Origin of the sequence: secondary endosymbiont of Heteropsylla cubana, from assembly GCF_000287355.1 — a bacterium.
Taxonomy (GTDB): Bacteria; Pseudomonadota; Gammaproteobacteria; order Enterobacterales; family Enterobacteriaceae.
The window spans coordinates 1,071,074-1,087,830 of the sequence record NC_018420.1; the positions used below are offsets into that span (position 1 = coordinate 1,071,074).

The following is a 16,757-nucleotide window of genomic DNA, read 5'->3' on the forward strand; positions in this document are numbered from 1 at the left end:
CGTGTACATGTCTGAACTAAAAACCTCTTTTACTGAATTAGGGCTAAAAGCATCGCTCCTTAGCGCATTAACTGATCTCGGATATAAAAAACCTTCGCCTATTCAAACTGCGTGTATTCCGCATCTGTTATCCGGACGAGACGTATTAGGAATGGCGCAGACTGGGAGTGGGAAAACAGCAGCCTTTTCTCTACCATTTTTACACAACATTAAAGCTGACTTAGCTGCGCCCCAGTTATTAGTCCTCGTACCAACCCGCGAACTAGCGGTACAAGTAGGGTTAGCCTGTTCTGATTTTGCTAAATATATAAATGGAGTTAACGTAGTTACCATATACGGTGGCCAACGTTATGATGTACAATTACGAGCACTACGCCATGGGCCACAAGTAGTTGTAGGAACACCAGGCCGCTTACTGGATCACTTAAAACGTGGTACGTTAATTTTTTCTAATCTAACCGGACTAGTGCTAGATGAAGCTGATGAAATGCTACGTATGGGTTTTATCGAAGATGTCGAACATATTCTTGCAAAGGTCCCTAAAGAACATCAAACCGCACTATTTTCAGCCACTATGCCAGAAGCTATTCGACGAATTAGTCGCCGTTTCATGAATGAACCTCAAGAAATACGCATTCACTCTAATGTTAGTACACGTCCCGATATTAGACAAAGTTACTGGATAGTCCAAGGTTTACAAAAAAATGAAGCATTAATCCGCTTTTTAGAAGCTGAAGATTTTGATGCTGCAATCATCTTTGTCCGAACTAAACATGCAACACTAGAAGTATCCGAAGCACTTGAGCTTAGTGGTTATAATAGCGCAGCTCTAAATGGCGACATGAATCAAGCCCTACGTGAACAAACTTTAGATCGATTAAAAGATGGTCGTTTAGATATCTTGATTGCCACAGACGTAGCTGCTAGGGGACTCGATGTTGATCGAATTAGTTTAGTGGTAAATTACGACATTCCTCTCGATTCTGAATCCTATGTACATCGTATCGGTCGCACCGGTCGTGCTGGCCGCGCTGGGCGAGCCATCTTATTCGTGGAAACTCGCGAACGTCGCTTGCTACGAAATATTGAGCGTGTTATGAAGCTTCCAATCCAGGAAGTCTACATACCTACCCCTGAACTACTAAGCGCGCGTCGTCTATCCAAGTTTGCAAATAAAATACAATGTCAATTAAAAAGCGATGATCTTGATGTATACCGAACGCTATTAGAAAAACTACAGCCAAAAGAGAAAATTGACATAGAAACACTAGCTGCTGCACTATTAAAGATAGCGCAGGGAGAACGTCTTCTAATATTACCACCGGATCCAGTAATCGAACGACGATCACGCCGTGAATACAGTGAACGTCACGAACTTCGAGAAGGTGGAAATCACCGTCCAACACGTCGCTCCTCTCGCAATATTGGGGAAATGGATCTTTACCGTATCGAGATAGGACGTGATGATGGCGTAGAAATTCGTCATATTGTCGGCGCTATTGCCAATGAAGGCGACATCAGTAGCCGCTATATTGGAAATGTCAAATTATTCGCATCTCATTCAACGATAGAACTTCCAAAAAGTATGGCGAAAGAGATTCTCTCTCATTTTACTCGCACAAGAATTCTCAATAAACCTATCCATATGCAGTTTATAGGAGAAGTAAAGTCACGCGGAAAAGATCGCCGGATAAATTCTAATATTAGTCGTAATAACTTGCAACGGAGAACATTATTCTAATTGATTTTTATACATGATAACTCGTGGTATCTAAAAGATAACGATAGATTATTATCCAATAAATCCTCCTTATCATATATATGATTGACATGTTTCAGTACTAATGGATTATTTTATATTTCTTTGTGTAAGTTCTTAATTTTAAATAATTTTATTTACCTTTCCCCAAGGGAAAACTGATAGGAGCTTTCTTGGGGAATTTCATTATATCTTTTGTTATACTGATTACTATCTTATTTCTTTCATCTTTTGTTTGATGATGAAATATTCGATAATATCCAGAAAATTACTGATCAACATATCTAAAGGTTTATTTGAACTTATTAAAACAATTGTTATTTTAAATTTCTTTATTTTTATAAAACAATCATTTTCTTATTTAAAGCCACTTAGACTTACTCTCTTATTTTCAAGCGCCTTTTAAGTTTAACAATACTTTTTTTCAGATTATTAGGAATGTGTTTCCTCAGACTTATAATTTTCTACGATTCACCATACCATTAACAGTTCTATCGTATTATTCACAAATAAATTATTATTTATATATATTTTATATAGCATTAGTTAAAAACTTGATACATTAAGATTATGCAACATTATGTATATTTCTTAAAAAATAAGTTTTATATAGTAAAAAAAATGATATCATAAGTTTAAAACGTTTTAATGATGATGTCATAGACAATGTTCTATCTATATTGTCGATGTAACATATTGTCATAATTATTTATAAAAATTATAATCATCTTTTTATAAAACGAAATAATTATTTTCATATTCTAAAATTTCTAATCAACAATTCATTAAACATATTTCAAAATTTTTTTCTTTAAATTGTAAATAACTTTAATTAATTTTTAATCTAAAGAGATTAATTTTACCTACATCTTCTTACTGAATTTAAGTGATTATCCGGTTCTTTAACTATTTAAATATTCTTCTATTCTTTATTAAGAATAGACCTTTTGGTATAACATTGAGAAATATTTATTTGTTTACTATTAATATCATCAACAAAATTTATTATTTTGTTTTTTTATTGCAAGTTAATAAAAATTGAATTAATTGCTCTGTTTTATGTAAAAGTATAGATATTCAAAACCAAAAAAAACTTATAATAATTATAAAAAAATAACCGATTTTATAGTAACAGAACAATATAATTAAATCATATAGCATTAAAAATTCAGACTAAATTTTAACATGAAACAAACGACTAAAATTTTTTGTAGTAACAGTAGCTAAATCTATTAAAGAGATTCCTTTTAGCGTCGCTATATACTCTGCTATATTACGAACGTAAGCTGGCTGATTTTCCATTCCTCGATAAGGTTCCGGTGTTAAATAGGGAGAATCACTTTCTAGGAGAAGCCTATCTAGAGGAATAAAACGAGCTATCTCGCGTAATGATTCCGCATTTTTAAAAGTAACAATTCCAGAAAACGAAATATAAAAACCATAGTCTAAAGCAGATCTTGCCATTGCAAGATCTTCATTAAAACAATGTAACACACTGCCGCATTCATAAGCTTTTTCTTCTCGGAGAATTGCAAGTGTGTCTTCACGTGCATTACGTGTATGAACAATAATCGGCTTATGAAACGCACGCCCTACACGAATATGCTCACGAAAAACTATCTGTTGCTGCGACTTATCCTCTTGATTAGCATGATAATCTAATCCCGTTTCACCGATTGCCACTACATTTTTTCTTTTTGCTAGATACCACAATTCGTTAAAATCATAACGATTATCAATATGAAGTGGATGAACACCGCAGGATAAAAGAATATTGTCACAATGACCGATCATCGACATCATAGTATAAAAACCAGATAATGTAGTACATACGGCTAATATTAATTTTACATTTTTTATTTGAGCTTTATCTACTAAATCCGAAACATCGCAATGTACTGTTTTATAATCTAAGAAATCCACATGACAATGAGAATCAACAAGAAACATAGATGAACCTTTTTTTTGTATTATTAAAAAATTTTCGCATCTACTACACTTTTTTCTAAATTAAGCAAATAGTGGGTCAATAAAAGTTTATTATTTAGACCACTAATTGTCTGTAATTGATATAAGCATTGCTGCCAGTGTCGCCATTGCGCATGCAATAGATAAGTAGAACTACGCGTAGCGATTGTGGCTATTAATTCTAATCTATCTATGTTTATAAGAGTAACCTGATCACCCCGCTGCCATTTAACTGCATCTATTATAAAGGTAAGCAACCAATATATAAACTTATTATCCTTATTCTCTTCTAATAATGGCAAAAGGCTTAAAAAATCACCGTTTGTATACGCTATATTTAATTCAGAACAAAACAAGAGTCGCTCTTTCCATCGTTTCGGTTGCAATAAAGCTTCTGCTGCTAAAGGCGCATTAGAAGATAAACGCAGGGCGACACAAGCAGAAAGAACATTCTTAAACCCTGTTTCTTTTTGTAACCAACGCACACCCAAATCTTCATTTGGACCTGGAAGTGACCAATAAAGACATCGACTTTTCAGCGTTGGCAACAAACGAGAGGGTACATGACAACCTAATAGAAAATAAGTATCTCCAGGAGGCTCTTCAAGAATTTTTAATAACGCATTGGTTGCTTGTTCAGTAAATTGCTCAGCGTCGAGCATCAAAATAACTTTTACTCCTCCCTGGTGAGATCGGAAATATAAATTGTCAATCAGTACGCGAATCTGATCTATCCCTATTTTTTGAGTATCTTTTTCTAATGTTATATGATAAAAATCAGGATGGTTACCAACTGTCATGAGACAACAACTATGACAAAAACCACAACTCTTAATACCTTCTGGATGCTGACACAACAACCAACGACTTAACCCATAACATAAAGATTTTTCTCCATTCCCAATAGGGCTATGTAATAGTAAAGCATGATGTCCGCTACTTTTCTGATAACGTAGCAAAATCTTCCGATAGGGCTGGTTTAACCAAGGATACCATTGCACTGTAATTCTAATAACCTTTGTTTTTTAACCATTTTATTAATTGTACACGAAGTGCAGAAGTTACCTCAGAAAGCTCTTGACTAGCATCAAGAGTTATGATGCGGTCGTCTTTTTCTGCTAAAATTTGATAACGAGATCGAATTCGTTCAAAAAACGCTAATGGTTCTACCTCAATACGATCTAATTCTCCGGAAGTACGCGAACGAACGCGCTTTAATCCGATTGATGGTGCTACATCCATATATAATGTTAAGTCAGGATAAAAATTTCCAAGTATAGTATCACGAAGAGTGTTTAGTAAACCCGAATCGATACCTCGCCCTCCACCTTGATACGCTTGAGAAGAAAGATCGTATCGATCAGTCACCACCCAAGCACCTTGAGTTACTGCAGGCTTAATTACGTTTTCTAAAACCTGAACCCGTGCGGCATAAAGCATCAACAATTCTGCTTCGTGTGTTATAACCTCATCGTCTATCCCATATTTTACTAATGTCCGCAACGCTTCTGCCAACGGAGTTCCACCCGGTTCTCGAGTAAAAACAATCTTGTGTACACCTTGCTCCTGCAAAATTTTACCAACTTGTTTAATTGCATTAGTTTTACCGGCCCCCTCCAAGCCTTCAATAGCGATAAATTTACCATTCATTCTTTATCCTGTGAATATTTAAATAAATTCGTAAAATTAGGTAATTCTAGATAGTCGACAAGGTAAGAAAGTATAAGTTCAATATACATTAGCAATAAAAGCAGAATTTCTTAATCCTAGAACATGAATTCTATCAAACTACACTTGAGCGAATCTTATGTTTTATATGAATCACCACTGAGGATATATATAAAGTAGAATTTTTTTAGTTAAATTTTAAATATATGAAAATAATACTATTTCTCAGAAATATCAAATTTATTATTAATCGTTAGAGGATTCTAAAGTTTTTAATATTATCATGTTAAATTATTTTATTGCTTTTTATATTATTTATATGTTTTTATAGTTCAAAACTTAGACCTCTCTTTCGAGAGGATATACAATAAAAACAGTATTTTATCTAAATCATCCAAACTTTTTCTTAGAATCTTCACCCCTCTTTATTTTAAAAAAAATACAATAAAAATATTATCTGTTTATAAAGAATATTTATAAAAATTTCAATTAACAGAATTAAAATTAAACAATAGTATACATTTGTATTTATTGAAAAATCTTATTCATTAGAGTAACTAGAATCTGAGAGGTTAAAAACTACTGTACAATAAATTGATTAAAATATTCCAGTAAATTATATGTTTAATGTACAGTATATAAATTATACTAAACTTTACCTCTTTTAAAGAATGTTCTATTTATAAGATATAAGTATTTTATTTTATATTTTTTTACAAAAAAATCGTGCTTCTTTATTTTTTTTAAATATAAAATATACGGCGACCATGAATAAATTTTCAGTTTAAATGAACCCTATTCAAATCACTTATCAATCAACAACAGTAAGATTTAAATTTTCTTTAAAATAGAATACTTATTCTCAAATTCATTAATATTTTAAAAATTATATACTTTATAAATATTATTATCTATAATATTTTAGGGTTATTATTAACGACGTTCTTGATCATAAGAGCTATTCATCTCTAATCTATATACAAGATGATAATCAATAATCAGGGTTAGAAGTTAACTTTTAATACAACATCGCAACTAAACTATACAAACTCCTCAACAGGTACTAATATTCATTACAGAGCTAATATTGGTTGTTTTACAATTAGCATAATATAATAGATGCTTTTAACTTAAATATTTAATGATTTCTATAGATCTAGTTTAGAACAGTAAAACGATCACTTACAAAAACATTTAGTCTTTTATATATATCATGTACTTAATTATCCACTACAACAAGATAGAAAAAATACTACCATATTGCATAATTAAGAAATTGAAAATTGCTATAACTCTATTAATCTATAGTATTATTAATAATACCATTATTGTCTTCAATAAGTAGGCTGTAATTGCTATTAACTTCCTCTAGAGCTATTAATATATTCTTTAGAATAATTAACCATCGAATTTGTAAGTCGATATACTTAATTTTCTACCATTAACACAGTTTTACTTATATCCCATGATACTAAAAACTATTTCTAAAAAAATACGACGTGAGGTATACTAGACATAGGCAATGATGGGATCTGAGGAATATAATTAGCTGCATAAAGTTTCAGTGAGGAGAGCTACCGTTTTCTTGTTTAATGTTAATATTAATTATTATAATAAATATAATTTTTTTTAAATAAGATCAACTTAGACCACAACAAATTCTAAATTAAATAAGTTAAATAACTTTTAATTTAGAATATAAACTCCTTATAAAAACAAAAAAATCTAATAAATCATTTGCTTAATAAAATTAATCTTAAACTCTAATTTTTTTGTCAAAATAATCAATAAATCAACGATTTAGATAAAAAGTAAGAGTATATCAATAAATAAAACAGTATTTATGTAAGCAAAATTACTATGCTAATATATTTATATATCACTATGATATTATATTAAATATATTTTAATTACTTTAAAATTAAATTACATAAGTTAATTTAATATTTGTTTTTTTATGAGTTTTTCAACTTTTACATGATGGTATCATTATTAATCATCATATAAAATCTCATTTATATATAAAAATTTTTTATAACTCTTAGATGCACAATAAGTAAATTAAATTTCTCTTTGCGATAAAACACTATGATGAAAAGTAGATTAACCTTTAATAAACACCATACTCTTGCAAAGAGCCTATATATCAGGTAAAATAATTTTTTATAAAAATTTTGTTTTATCTAAATAAAATATAAAATTAAAAACTTTTAATGGAAAAGATAAAGTAATATAAAATATTCAACCAGAATATTTAAAAATATAGTATAATCAATCAACGTCACATTTAACAATAAATAAAGCAACACCTTGAGAAAAGTAAATAACATCTAACTTTTATCACAATAAATATTGTTTAGTAATTTAAAATCACTAAAACTTTTAATACAACAACCTTATATGTTACTAAATCCAATCGCGATGCACTCCCAATAGTAAATGAATAATTCACCTCTAAATTCTTTCTACTTAAATTTATTTTTAAATAAACTTAGGTAGTTTTTATTCTTATGTATCGATAATCTTGCTGACCTAAACCAAATCGGGTAAAGCTACATTCTTGGCGTTCAGCTCCTTACAATCTACTTTTCCGGACATTATGTTTCAAGACAATCCGCTGCTTGCACAGCTAAAACAGCAACTTCATTTTCAAATGCCACGAGTTAAAGGAGTGGTTAAAAGCAATGAAAAAGGATTTGGCTTCCTTGAAGTCGATGCAAAAAAAAGCTATTTTATTCCACCGCTTTTTATGAAAAAAGTCATGCATGGAGACAAGGTCTTAGCTATTCTACACATAGACAAAGAACGTGAAGTTGCCGAACCTGAAGAACTTATTGAACCATTTCTAACACGATTTATAGGTCGAATCCAAATTAAAGATAAACGTCTTGCTGTCATACCTGATTATCCTTTTATAAAAGAAATCATCCCCACCTATTTTCAGCCAGAGATTAATAAAAACTTGCAACCCGGAGATTGGGTAGTTGCAGAAATGCGTCGATATCCACTAAGAGGCGATCAACATTTTTATGCTGAAATCACCTCTCTACTCACTCGGGCCGACGATCAGTTCGCCCCCTGGTGGGTAACACTCACTCGATATAATCTTGCAACTACTCCTCCAACCATGCCAGAAAATCTTGTCTTTCAAAACGGTGAAACAGAACGCGAAGATCTTACGTCATATGATTTTATCACCATTGATAACCAAAATACAGAAGATATGGACGATGCTATCCATTTAGTACCAACGATGAATGGTGGGTGGATTATGACAATCGCTATAGCTGATCCAACTGCTTGGGTGACGGTAAATAGTCCTTTAGACTATATTGCGCGCGAACGCGCTTTTACCAATTATTTACCTGGATTAAATATCCCTATGCTACCTCATGCTTTATCTACTAATTTATGTTCTCTGCGAGCTCACGAACGTCGCCCCGCACTCGGATGTCAAATGACAGTGCATTCTGACGGAAGTCTAGATAAAGATGCACGTTTTTTTACCGCTTGGATTACATCGAAAGGGAAACAAATTTATAACAATGTATCTGACTGGATAGAAAACCTTGGTTCTTGGCAACCAGAAAACGAAATTATTGGTAATCAAATTCGATTATTACATGATGTTTTTCTAGTTCGAAATGCCTGGCGAAAAGATCACTCGCTTATTTTTAATGATCGCCCTGATTATCGTTTTGTGTTGGATAAGAAAGGCAATGTAAACGATATTATTATTGAACGACGTCGAGTGGCTCACCACATGATTGAAGAAGCGATGATAGCTGCTAATATCTGCGCTGCCCGCGTTCTTCGCGATAATCTTGGATATGGATTATATAATGTACATAATGGCTTCAATCCGCTCCTGATAGATCAAGTAGTTGCACTTCTAAAAAGTCATCAAATTAATGTGAATTCTACTGACCTCTTAACCTTGAAAGGTTTTTGTGCATTGCGAAGAGAATTAAAAAGCAAAAAAAATCATTATCTAGAGAAACGTATACGTCGATTCCAGACATTTGCCGATCTTAGTATCACACCCGGTCCCCATTTTGGTCTCGGAGTAGATGCTTATGCTACTTGGACCTCACCAATTCGTAAATATGGAGATATGATTAATCATAGACTACTTAAGGCGCTTATTAAAGTCGGAACAGCCGAGCGACCAAACGAAAAAATCAGGCAACGTCTCATTGAACGGCGCCGACAAAACCGCATGGCTGAACGAGATCTTGCTGATTGGCTGTATGCTCGTTTTTTACAATCAAAGGTTGGCAACAAAAATTGCTTTTTATCCGAAATCATCGACATTTCTCGCGGTGGAATGCGAGTACGTTTAACCGATAACGGTGCATTAGTTTTTATTCCCATTTCGTTTATTCATAATATACGTGATGAAATTATATGTAATCAAGAACACGGTATCATACTAATACAAGGTCAACCACGTTATCGGCAAGGCGATTTTCTTAATATAACACTTACTGAAGTTCGGCTAGAACACCGTCTAATACTCGGGAAACCCGTTTAAATATTTTTAGGATATGTCATCTTATTGAAAGCTTTTTTTTAAATGTCTAAAAACAATTTGGTGCTTCTGAAAATTTGTTTATTAATTTATTTTAGAATCCGAAACACCTATATAAGTCATATTTTATAGTAAATAATACTATATATATCATTTCGCATAAATTAAATTATTTTAGTAAACTTCTTAGTTTATAAAATTTTTCCCCTTAATTCGAATAGGGTTAAATGTTTTAATTAAGCTAAACTATAATGTTATTATGTTTAATGTTCTATATTTAATTAAACTTATAAAGTGGAATTTTATAAAACAATTATTAATTATTAATATACAACATTCATTATAGATACATATTTGATAGTTTTTCTTTTAAAACATCATTTAACTTAATTACTAATAAATGTCAGATTAATATTAAAAACAATAAATCAGAATAATTTCATTAAAACACACAGTAACCATATACTACAAAGTCTCTATAGACTAAAAAAATAAGTAAATATAATTCATATTATCTTGGTTTTTGGTTCTTATACTTTTAACTTTCAACCTCATTTAACTCTAGTTTCTAACCGTACGTCCATAATATTTCGGTTAATTAGCCCTTCTTCAATTTCACGCAACGCGATAACAGTATGCTTATCGTTTTCTTCTAAAACTAACGGATCTTTACCAAAAACTTGAATTTGACGTGCGCGTCGTGCTGCAACTAGTACCAAATCAAAACGGTTTCCTATTTTCTCAACAGCATCTTGTACAGTTATTCGTGCCATGTCTACTCTACCTCTCATAAAAAGATTTTCAATAACACCATTATATTAATACGACAACAACTTGTTTATTAACACCTTATGCCGAAGTTTCTGAGGTCCAAGTCGTAATCGTTCAGCTAAAATGATAGTTTTTAAATTGTTTAATGCTACATTAAAATCATCGTTAACGACTAAATAATCATAATCTGAAAAATGAGTCATTTCTTCTACTGCCTGAGCCATACGCCGATTAATTACTTCTTCACTATCTTGACCTCTCTCACGTAACCGACGATCTAATTCTTCTTTAGAAGGCGGAAGAATAAAAATACTGCAAATATTTGGGATTTTGTTTCGGATCTGTTTTGCACCTTGCCAATCAATATCAAGAAAAACGTCAACTCCCGTAATTAAAACTTGGTAGATAGCTTCACGAGAAGTACCATAGTAATTATCAAACACGTAAGCGTGCTCAAGAAATTCGTCCTTAGCAATCATACGCTTAAATTTTTCCATAGGCACGAAAAAGTAATGCTGACCCTCAACTTCTCCAGGACGCATGGCCCGAGTTGTATGAGAAATTGATAGTTGAATATTATAACGTTTTTGCGTTTTCAATAACGACTGGATTAGACTTGATTTTCCTGTACCACTTGGCGAAGAAACGATATAGAGCGTACTTTCAACCACCCTGCACCTCGACACACTAAAAATTTGCAATATAGACCTTATTTTTGTCTCTAAAACGATAAAATATTTTCGGTATTACGATCTTTATAGCATTCACTATGGCCATGGAATTTGTTATGCTATGTATTTTATATAGATCTACATACAAAAAAAAATCACAATAGTCGTACATAAATCTTTCTAACCCTTAAATATACTCATATCTTAATTTTTATGAAAGAATTGGTCAAAAAATGGTTTTTCTTAAAAAGCTTTTATCCCGCTTCTCTCCATATTTTGTAAACGAGCACATTTTTATACAATCTAAACATTCATCAAAATTCCTTAAAAACACATTCATTTATTTAATAGATTAACCTTATGTACTTTTTTAAAAACAGTTTTTTAAAACAATATTTTATCTCTCATAATAGGGAATAATAATCGAGATTATAGCTATTTTAGCTACTATTTTTACTGAGTGTTTCTTAGAAAAAAAATCTGACTTTTCTCTAGATATTAATCTCTCTAGCAAGGAAATAATTTTTATTATAAATTCCACGTTATGCAAATATGACTTTAATCAATATTCATTTGTTTTTTTTAAAAATTATTAAAACAAATAGGCAGCTTTTCTTTTTATTTATTAATGCTTGTTTGATATAAGAGAATTGTCGTTCATTTTATTCAATGCTTTCTACTAAGTGTTTGTTAATTTGCATTCTTTAAAACAAATAGAGTTATAACATAACTTCTATCATTTAAAAATCGATCAAAATCTCATATATCTATGTGTTAACATTTTCTGCAATTTTATATACTACTACATGGTAGAGATTTCTTTTTTATAGAATATGTTATTGCATTTTTAATTATATATTATCTAAATATTTCGATTTTGTTATTTATTAAATAATAAAAACTATATTTCTACTTTAAAATAGCTATCTTAGTCGATTCAAATTATATTCTTAAGTCTATAATAAAGTTGATATTTTCATTGATTTTTCGGTTTAAAAATTACTTTAAATTAATAGTCGACAGTCCGAAAAAAATCAATGAAATATATTTTAATTATCATAGAAGTGCTAGTTATTAATCCTTAAATTATATCATCACAGTAGAACTATTTAATTTGGAAATTTTCTGTGAAAAAAATAATATTTTATGTTAAAATTTATAATTGAATTGATTTTTTTTGTTAAGTAGAATCTATTTTAACTTAATATTATATGAGAATTTTTTTATAAAAATAAACGAAACTACTTAAATACCTTACTCAATAATGATTAAATCATGATACCTTTTCGAAAAGAAGACGTTAGTGTCTAACGTTATGAAAGTAATATAATTATCAAACTGTTAAAATTTATGAAATATGAAACAATATTTAAGATTTCCAAATAATCTTTAGATTATAAATCTAATACCTAAATTTTTTATAGAAAACTGCTATTAACACCCCAATAACTTTTATTTATTAAACAAGCGTTTTTTTATAATCTTTATTATATGTGAAAATGTATTAAAATAATAATTTTTATAAATCTCTATTGCTCTGTAACTTCCATATAGCGATAGTATCGCTGTCTTGGGCGGCGCATTATTACAAAATAAAAAAACTATTTTTATAAAGTTAACGCCCCCTTTAAATCTTTTAAAATAATCGCTAAAAAATTTGTTGATCTACAATCATCATCGTAGATAATATTTATCTATATTTAATATATTAATATTTTAATACATAATATAGATTTTTATTATTATGATCAAGGTATGTTAATTAAACCATCTCTTTAATTATTACTAATTAGCACAACAACTACCATCTAATTCGAAACTATTGTAAAAAAATACCCAAGTACAGATATTACTTTCTAAATAATTTAATGTTTTTAGCATATGACAAGATAAAATCTTTTAAAATATTATAAATATCAAAGAACTAAAAAATTTTATTTAATCCTTACAAAAAAAAGAATAAGGTATCGCTAAAGCAACTATAAAGCTACATAGAAGATAAAACTTAAATAAAGAATTTGTAACATCATAAGATCATAAGATATAAATAAAAAAAAACCAATCCGCATAAAATGAGATATTAATTTTATTTACAGCCTAGGCTATCTTCCTTTCCTTTAAAATTCAAAGATTACTTACATTTTTAAATAAAATTAAAAAACAGAGATCTTAATTATCGTATTATCTCTGCATCTCCATAAATTAATTTTATTATTATTGATGATATTTTAAATTAATAGTAATAGCATTTTTCATTCATTCTACTAAAATCTTTGAAAAAATTAATAAAATTATAGTGCCGGAAAAATTTCCAAGCTACAATTGTTATCTTCAACTATATATTTTACTTAATAAATAAAATTAAAAAACATCTTAACCTGGCTAGGCTATATATCTATTGATACGACAGATCGCTTCTAAAGCATTATAAAACTCACTTAACTGAAAAAAAATACATTAATACTATACTACCCTATGAACTATCTTTATAATTTGAATTATAAATCTCATAAATTAAATAAATTAGCTAAACATTATCTATAAAAATATATTAAGGTATCTCATAAAATTTAATAACTTAAAAATGTTAATCTCGCACCTTAAACGAACTTCATCTACGATGATAAAGATAAAAAAGGTAGCATAAAATGGTATACAAGCTAAATAATCGTTTAATTATAAAAAAAACTGGTTAATATTTTTGAATATGCTACCTGTCCTGTATATGTAGACACCGATGAAACCATATCTTCATACTTTTACTAAATAAACTGCTTACTTAGAATTATGTTTCAATCTGCTCCAAAGTAATCAGTAATATTAAAGGTTCTTTCTATGATATATCATATGTTCTTAATTATATTAAATATTTATTGATAGATACTATAGGGAGACTAGCACACATGCATTCCTCAATAATAAAAAAATTAACGACATTACAGGAACGCCGTGAAGAAATAGAGGTTCTGCTTAATGAACTAAGTATCGTGTCCGATCAAGTTCGTTTCTGCTCTCTCTCAAAAGAACACACACAACTCTTAGCGATCACTCAATGCTTTCAAAAGTGGAAACAACTTAAAACAGATATCAATATTATTACAGACTTACTTCACGATCTAGAAATGCGCGACATAGCTCAAGAAGAAATTCTGAAATTAAAAAATAATCAACAAGAACTTGAAAAAGAATTGCAGATGTTATTACTATCACGAGATCCTAATGATGAACGGGGATGTTTTCTAGAAATCCGCGCCGGCACTGGTGGAAATGAAGCAGCTTTATTTGCAGGGCTATTATTTCGCATGTATAATCGTTATGCAGAAAAGCAAGGATGGAAGATAGATATAATCAATGCCAATGATGGTGAACACGGCGGCTTTAAAGAAGTAATAGCTAAGATATCTCATTCTGGCGCTTATGGATTATTAAAATTTGAATCTGGTGGTCATCGTGTTCAACGTGTTCCAAATACCGAATCTCAAGGCCGAGTTCATACCTCCTCCTGTACAATCGCAGTGATGCCAGAAATTCCAGAAGCAGATTTACCAAAAATCCACACAAACGATCTACGAATTGATACCTTCCGTTCTTCCGGAGCGGGAGGTCAACATGTCAATACTACTGATTCAGCTATACGCATTACTCACCTCCCTACCGGACTAGTAGTAGAATGTCAGGATGAACGATCCCAACATAAAAATAAAGCTAAGGCTTTAGGAGTATTAAGTGCTAGATTACAAGCTAATGAAATTCAACGACGACAACAACAAGAATCTTCTACACGCCGTAATCTTTTAGGTAGTGGAGATCGCTGTGATCGTATTCGTACTTATAACTTTCCTCAAGGACGCATAACCGATCATCGTATAGGGTTAACAATACATAGATTAGATGAATTTATTGAAGGAAAACTAGACATGCTGATTAAACCTATTTTGCAAGAATATCACACCAATCAACTTACTTTGCTATCTGAAACAAAATGACAACTTGGAAAATATGGTTGGAAGAAGCTACGTTGCGTCTACGCATATCTCTCAGTTCTAGTCCTAGACTAGATGCCAAAATTCTACTAGAAAATGTAACAGGTGCATCACGTAGTCATTTAATTACTTTTGATGAATTTGTATTAACAGATCTACAAAAAAGTAAACTTGAAAGTTTGTTAGTAAGACGAGAACTCGGCGAGCCTATAGCATATATAACAAAAAAACGTGAATTTTGGTCTTTACCCCTCACGGTATCAACTGATACTCTTATTCCCCGTCCTGACACTGAATGTCTAGTTCAATGTGCATTAAATTTGCTACCTTTTATGGAACTTAAAGTGCTTGATTTAGGTACTGGAAGTGGAGCAATTGCACTGGCTTTAGCCTCAGAGCGACCCGAATGGAAAATTATTGGTATTGATTGTATTCCAGGTGCTATCTTGATTGCCCGTGCTAATGCAGATCATCTAAAACTGAATAACGTAAAATTCTATGAAGGTAACTGGTTTCAATTTTTAAAAAATCAGCGTTATGATCTTATTGTGAGCAATCCACCTTATATTAAATCTAACGACGCCATTCTTGTACAAGGAAACCTACGGTTTGAGCCACGAAAAGCCTTAGAAGCTGGAGAAGATGGACTGAAACATCTAAAAATCATCTGTAATGAAGCAGGATCTCATTTACAATCTGGTGGTTGGTTAATATTAGAACACGCTTGCTGTCAAGGAGAAATAGTTCGTAGCCTGCTTAGAAGTGGCGGTTTTAGTAAAATAACTACAATAAAGGATTATTCTAATAATGATCGTGTAAGCCAAGGACAATGGTTACGATAATTAAAAAAAACCATCAAATAACTTTTTAAGAAATTTCTTATAAAGCATGATCACACTATTCTAGTGAATGCTATTCTATTAGAATTTTAGTCAACCCTTCATTTAGTAAAATTATATGTACAAACTTCCAGACACTTCAACTAACTAAGTAACAATTTCTTCCTTAATTGATATTGAGGAAATGCGTTATTTCTTTTAAGATTAATCTTGTTCTTAGTAATAATGATTACAAGAACTATCATATAGTAATACCATGTTTCATGCGAAATATCCTATGCTCCTTAAGTGATTATGGTGGCAACCGATTTACTCAGTTTTTCTTTTTCCTTAAAGGGGATAACACATTCACCAAAAAATTCTCAACCTAATACATATCTAATAATATATAAGCAATGGATATCATTTCAATAATCTATAACTATTACAGTTCCAGATAAGAACTTTATCTTAAAAAATGTTAATTTTTTGGATTTTTTTCCATCGCAAACGAAATACTTTCTTCCAATTAATCATACACATAAAAATTGTTTATCTATAACTGTTAACATGAAGACAAAAAGAGTA

At 30.7% G+C, this 16,757-nt stretch carries 8 protein-coding genes and 1 pseudogene; 4 read left to right on the forward strand and 5 right to left on the reverse strand.

Annotated elements, in window-relative coordinates:
- Positions 1 to 7: 7 nt before the first annotated feature.
- Positions 8 to 1,741: a DEAD/DEAH family ATP-dependent RNA helicase gene (locus tag A35E_RS02840; RefSeq protein ID WP_014889180.1), complete on the forward strand. Its 1,734-nt coding sequence runs from the start codon at positions 8 to 10 to the stop codon at positions 1,739 to 1,741.
- Between the two features lie 1,191 nt (positions 1,742 to 2,932).
- Here the strand turns inward: A35E_RS02840 and A35E_RS02845 are convergent.
- The 3 genes from A35E_RS02845 to tmk are packed head-to-tail and all read right to left on the reverse strand — an operon-like array spanning position 2,933 to position 5,377.
- The gene (locus A35E_RS02845) at positions 2,933 to 3,709 is read right to left on the reverse strand and encodes a YchF/TatD family DNA exonuclease (protein ID WP_014889181.1); all 777 of its coding nucleotides are present in this window, start codon (positions 3,707 to 3,709) and stop codon (positions 2,933 to 2,935) included.
- A 23-nt stretch (positions 3,710 to 3,732) separates the two neighbouring features.
- Positions 3,733 to 4,728: a DNA polymerase III subunit delta' gene (holB, locus tag A35E_RS02850; protein ID WP_014889182.1), complete on the reverse strand. Its 996-nt coding sequence runs from the start codon at positions 4,726 to 4,728 to the stop codon at positions 3,733 to 3,735.
- Between the two features lie 7 nt (positions 4,729 to 4,735).
- Positions 4,736 to 5,377 (reverse strand): dTMP kinase, encoded by a 642-nt coding sequence (gene tmk, locus A35E_RS02855; protein WP_014889183.1) that lies wholly within the window; start codon positions 5,375 to 5,377, stop codon positions 4,736 to 4,738.
- Between the two features lie 2,617 nt (positions 5,378 to 7,994).
- Between tmk and A35E_RS02860 the strand changes: the two genes are divergently transcribed.
- Positions 7,995 to 9,929, forward strand: a complete 1,935-nt coding sequence (locus A35E_RS02860) for an exoribonuclease II (RefSeq protein WP_014889184.1) — start codon at positions 7,995 to 7,997, stop codon at positions 9,927 to 9,929.
- Positions 9,930 to 10,498: 569 nt separating this feature from the next.
- Here the strand turns inward: A35E_RS02860 and rpoZ are convergent.
- Positions 10,499 to 10,699: pseudogene (rpoZ, locus tag A35E_RS02865) on the reverse strand (DNA-directed RNA polymerase subunit omega); the annotation flags it as partial.
- A gap of 45 nt (positions 10,700 to 10,744) precedes the next feature.
- Complete coding sequence (gmk, locus tag A35E_RS02870; RefSeq protein WP_014889186.1) at positions 10,745 to 11,368, reverse strand: guanylate kinase; 624 nt, start codon at positions 11,366 to 11,368, stop codon at positions 10,745 to 10,747.
- 2,903 nt (positions 11,369 to 14,271) lie between these two features.
- On the opposite strand from gmk, the gene prfA reads away from it, so the two are divergent.
- Together prfA and prmC are read left to right on the forward strand one after the other, a co-directional pair.
- Positions 14,272 to 15,354 (forward strand): peptide chain release factor 1, encoded by a 1,083-nt coding sequence (gene prfA / locus A35E_RS02875; RefSeq protein ID WP_014889187.1) that lies wholly within the window; start codon positions 14,272 to 14,274, stop codon positions 15,352 to 15,354.
- Complete coding sequence (gene prmC, locus A35E_RS02880) at positions 15,351 to 16,193, forward strand: peptide chain release factor N(5)-glutamine methyltransferase (RefSeq protein ID WP_014889188.1); 843 nt, start codon at positions 15,351 to 15,353, stop codon at positions 16,191 to 16,193. The genes prfA and prmC overlap by 4 nt, the downstream gene beginning before the upstream one ends.
- The last annotated feature ends 564 nt before the right edge of the window (positions 16,194 to 16,757 follow it).

What these genes read in the sequence shown, in the direction of transcription:
- A35E_RS02840 (WP_014889180.1), top strand. Translation starts at nt 8, where the DNA reads ATGTCTGAACTAAAAACCTCTTTTACTGAATTAGGGCTAAAAGCATCG.
- prfA (WP_014889187.1), top strand. Translation starts at nt 14,272, where the DNA reads ATGCATTCCTCAATAATAAAAAAATTAACGACATTACAGGAACGCCGT.
- tmk (WP_014889183.1), bottom strand. Translation starts at nt 5,377, where the DNA reads ATGAATGGTAAATTTATCGCTATTGAAGGCTTGGAGGGGGCCGGTAAA.
- A35E_RS02860 (WP_014889184.1), top strand. Translation starts at nt 7,995, where the DNA reads ATGTTTCAAGACAATCCGCTGCTTGCACAGCTAAAACAGCAACTTCAT.
- prmC (WP_014889188.1), top strand. Translation starts at nt 15,351, where the DNA reads ATGACAACTTGGAAAATATGGTTGGAAGAAGCTACGTTGCGTCTACGC.
- A35E_RS02845 (WP_014889181.1), bottom strand. Translation starts at nt 3,709, where the DNA reads ATGTTTCTTGTTGATTCTCATTGTCATGTGGATTTCTTAGATTATAAA.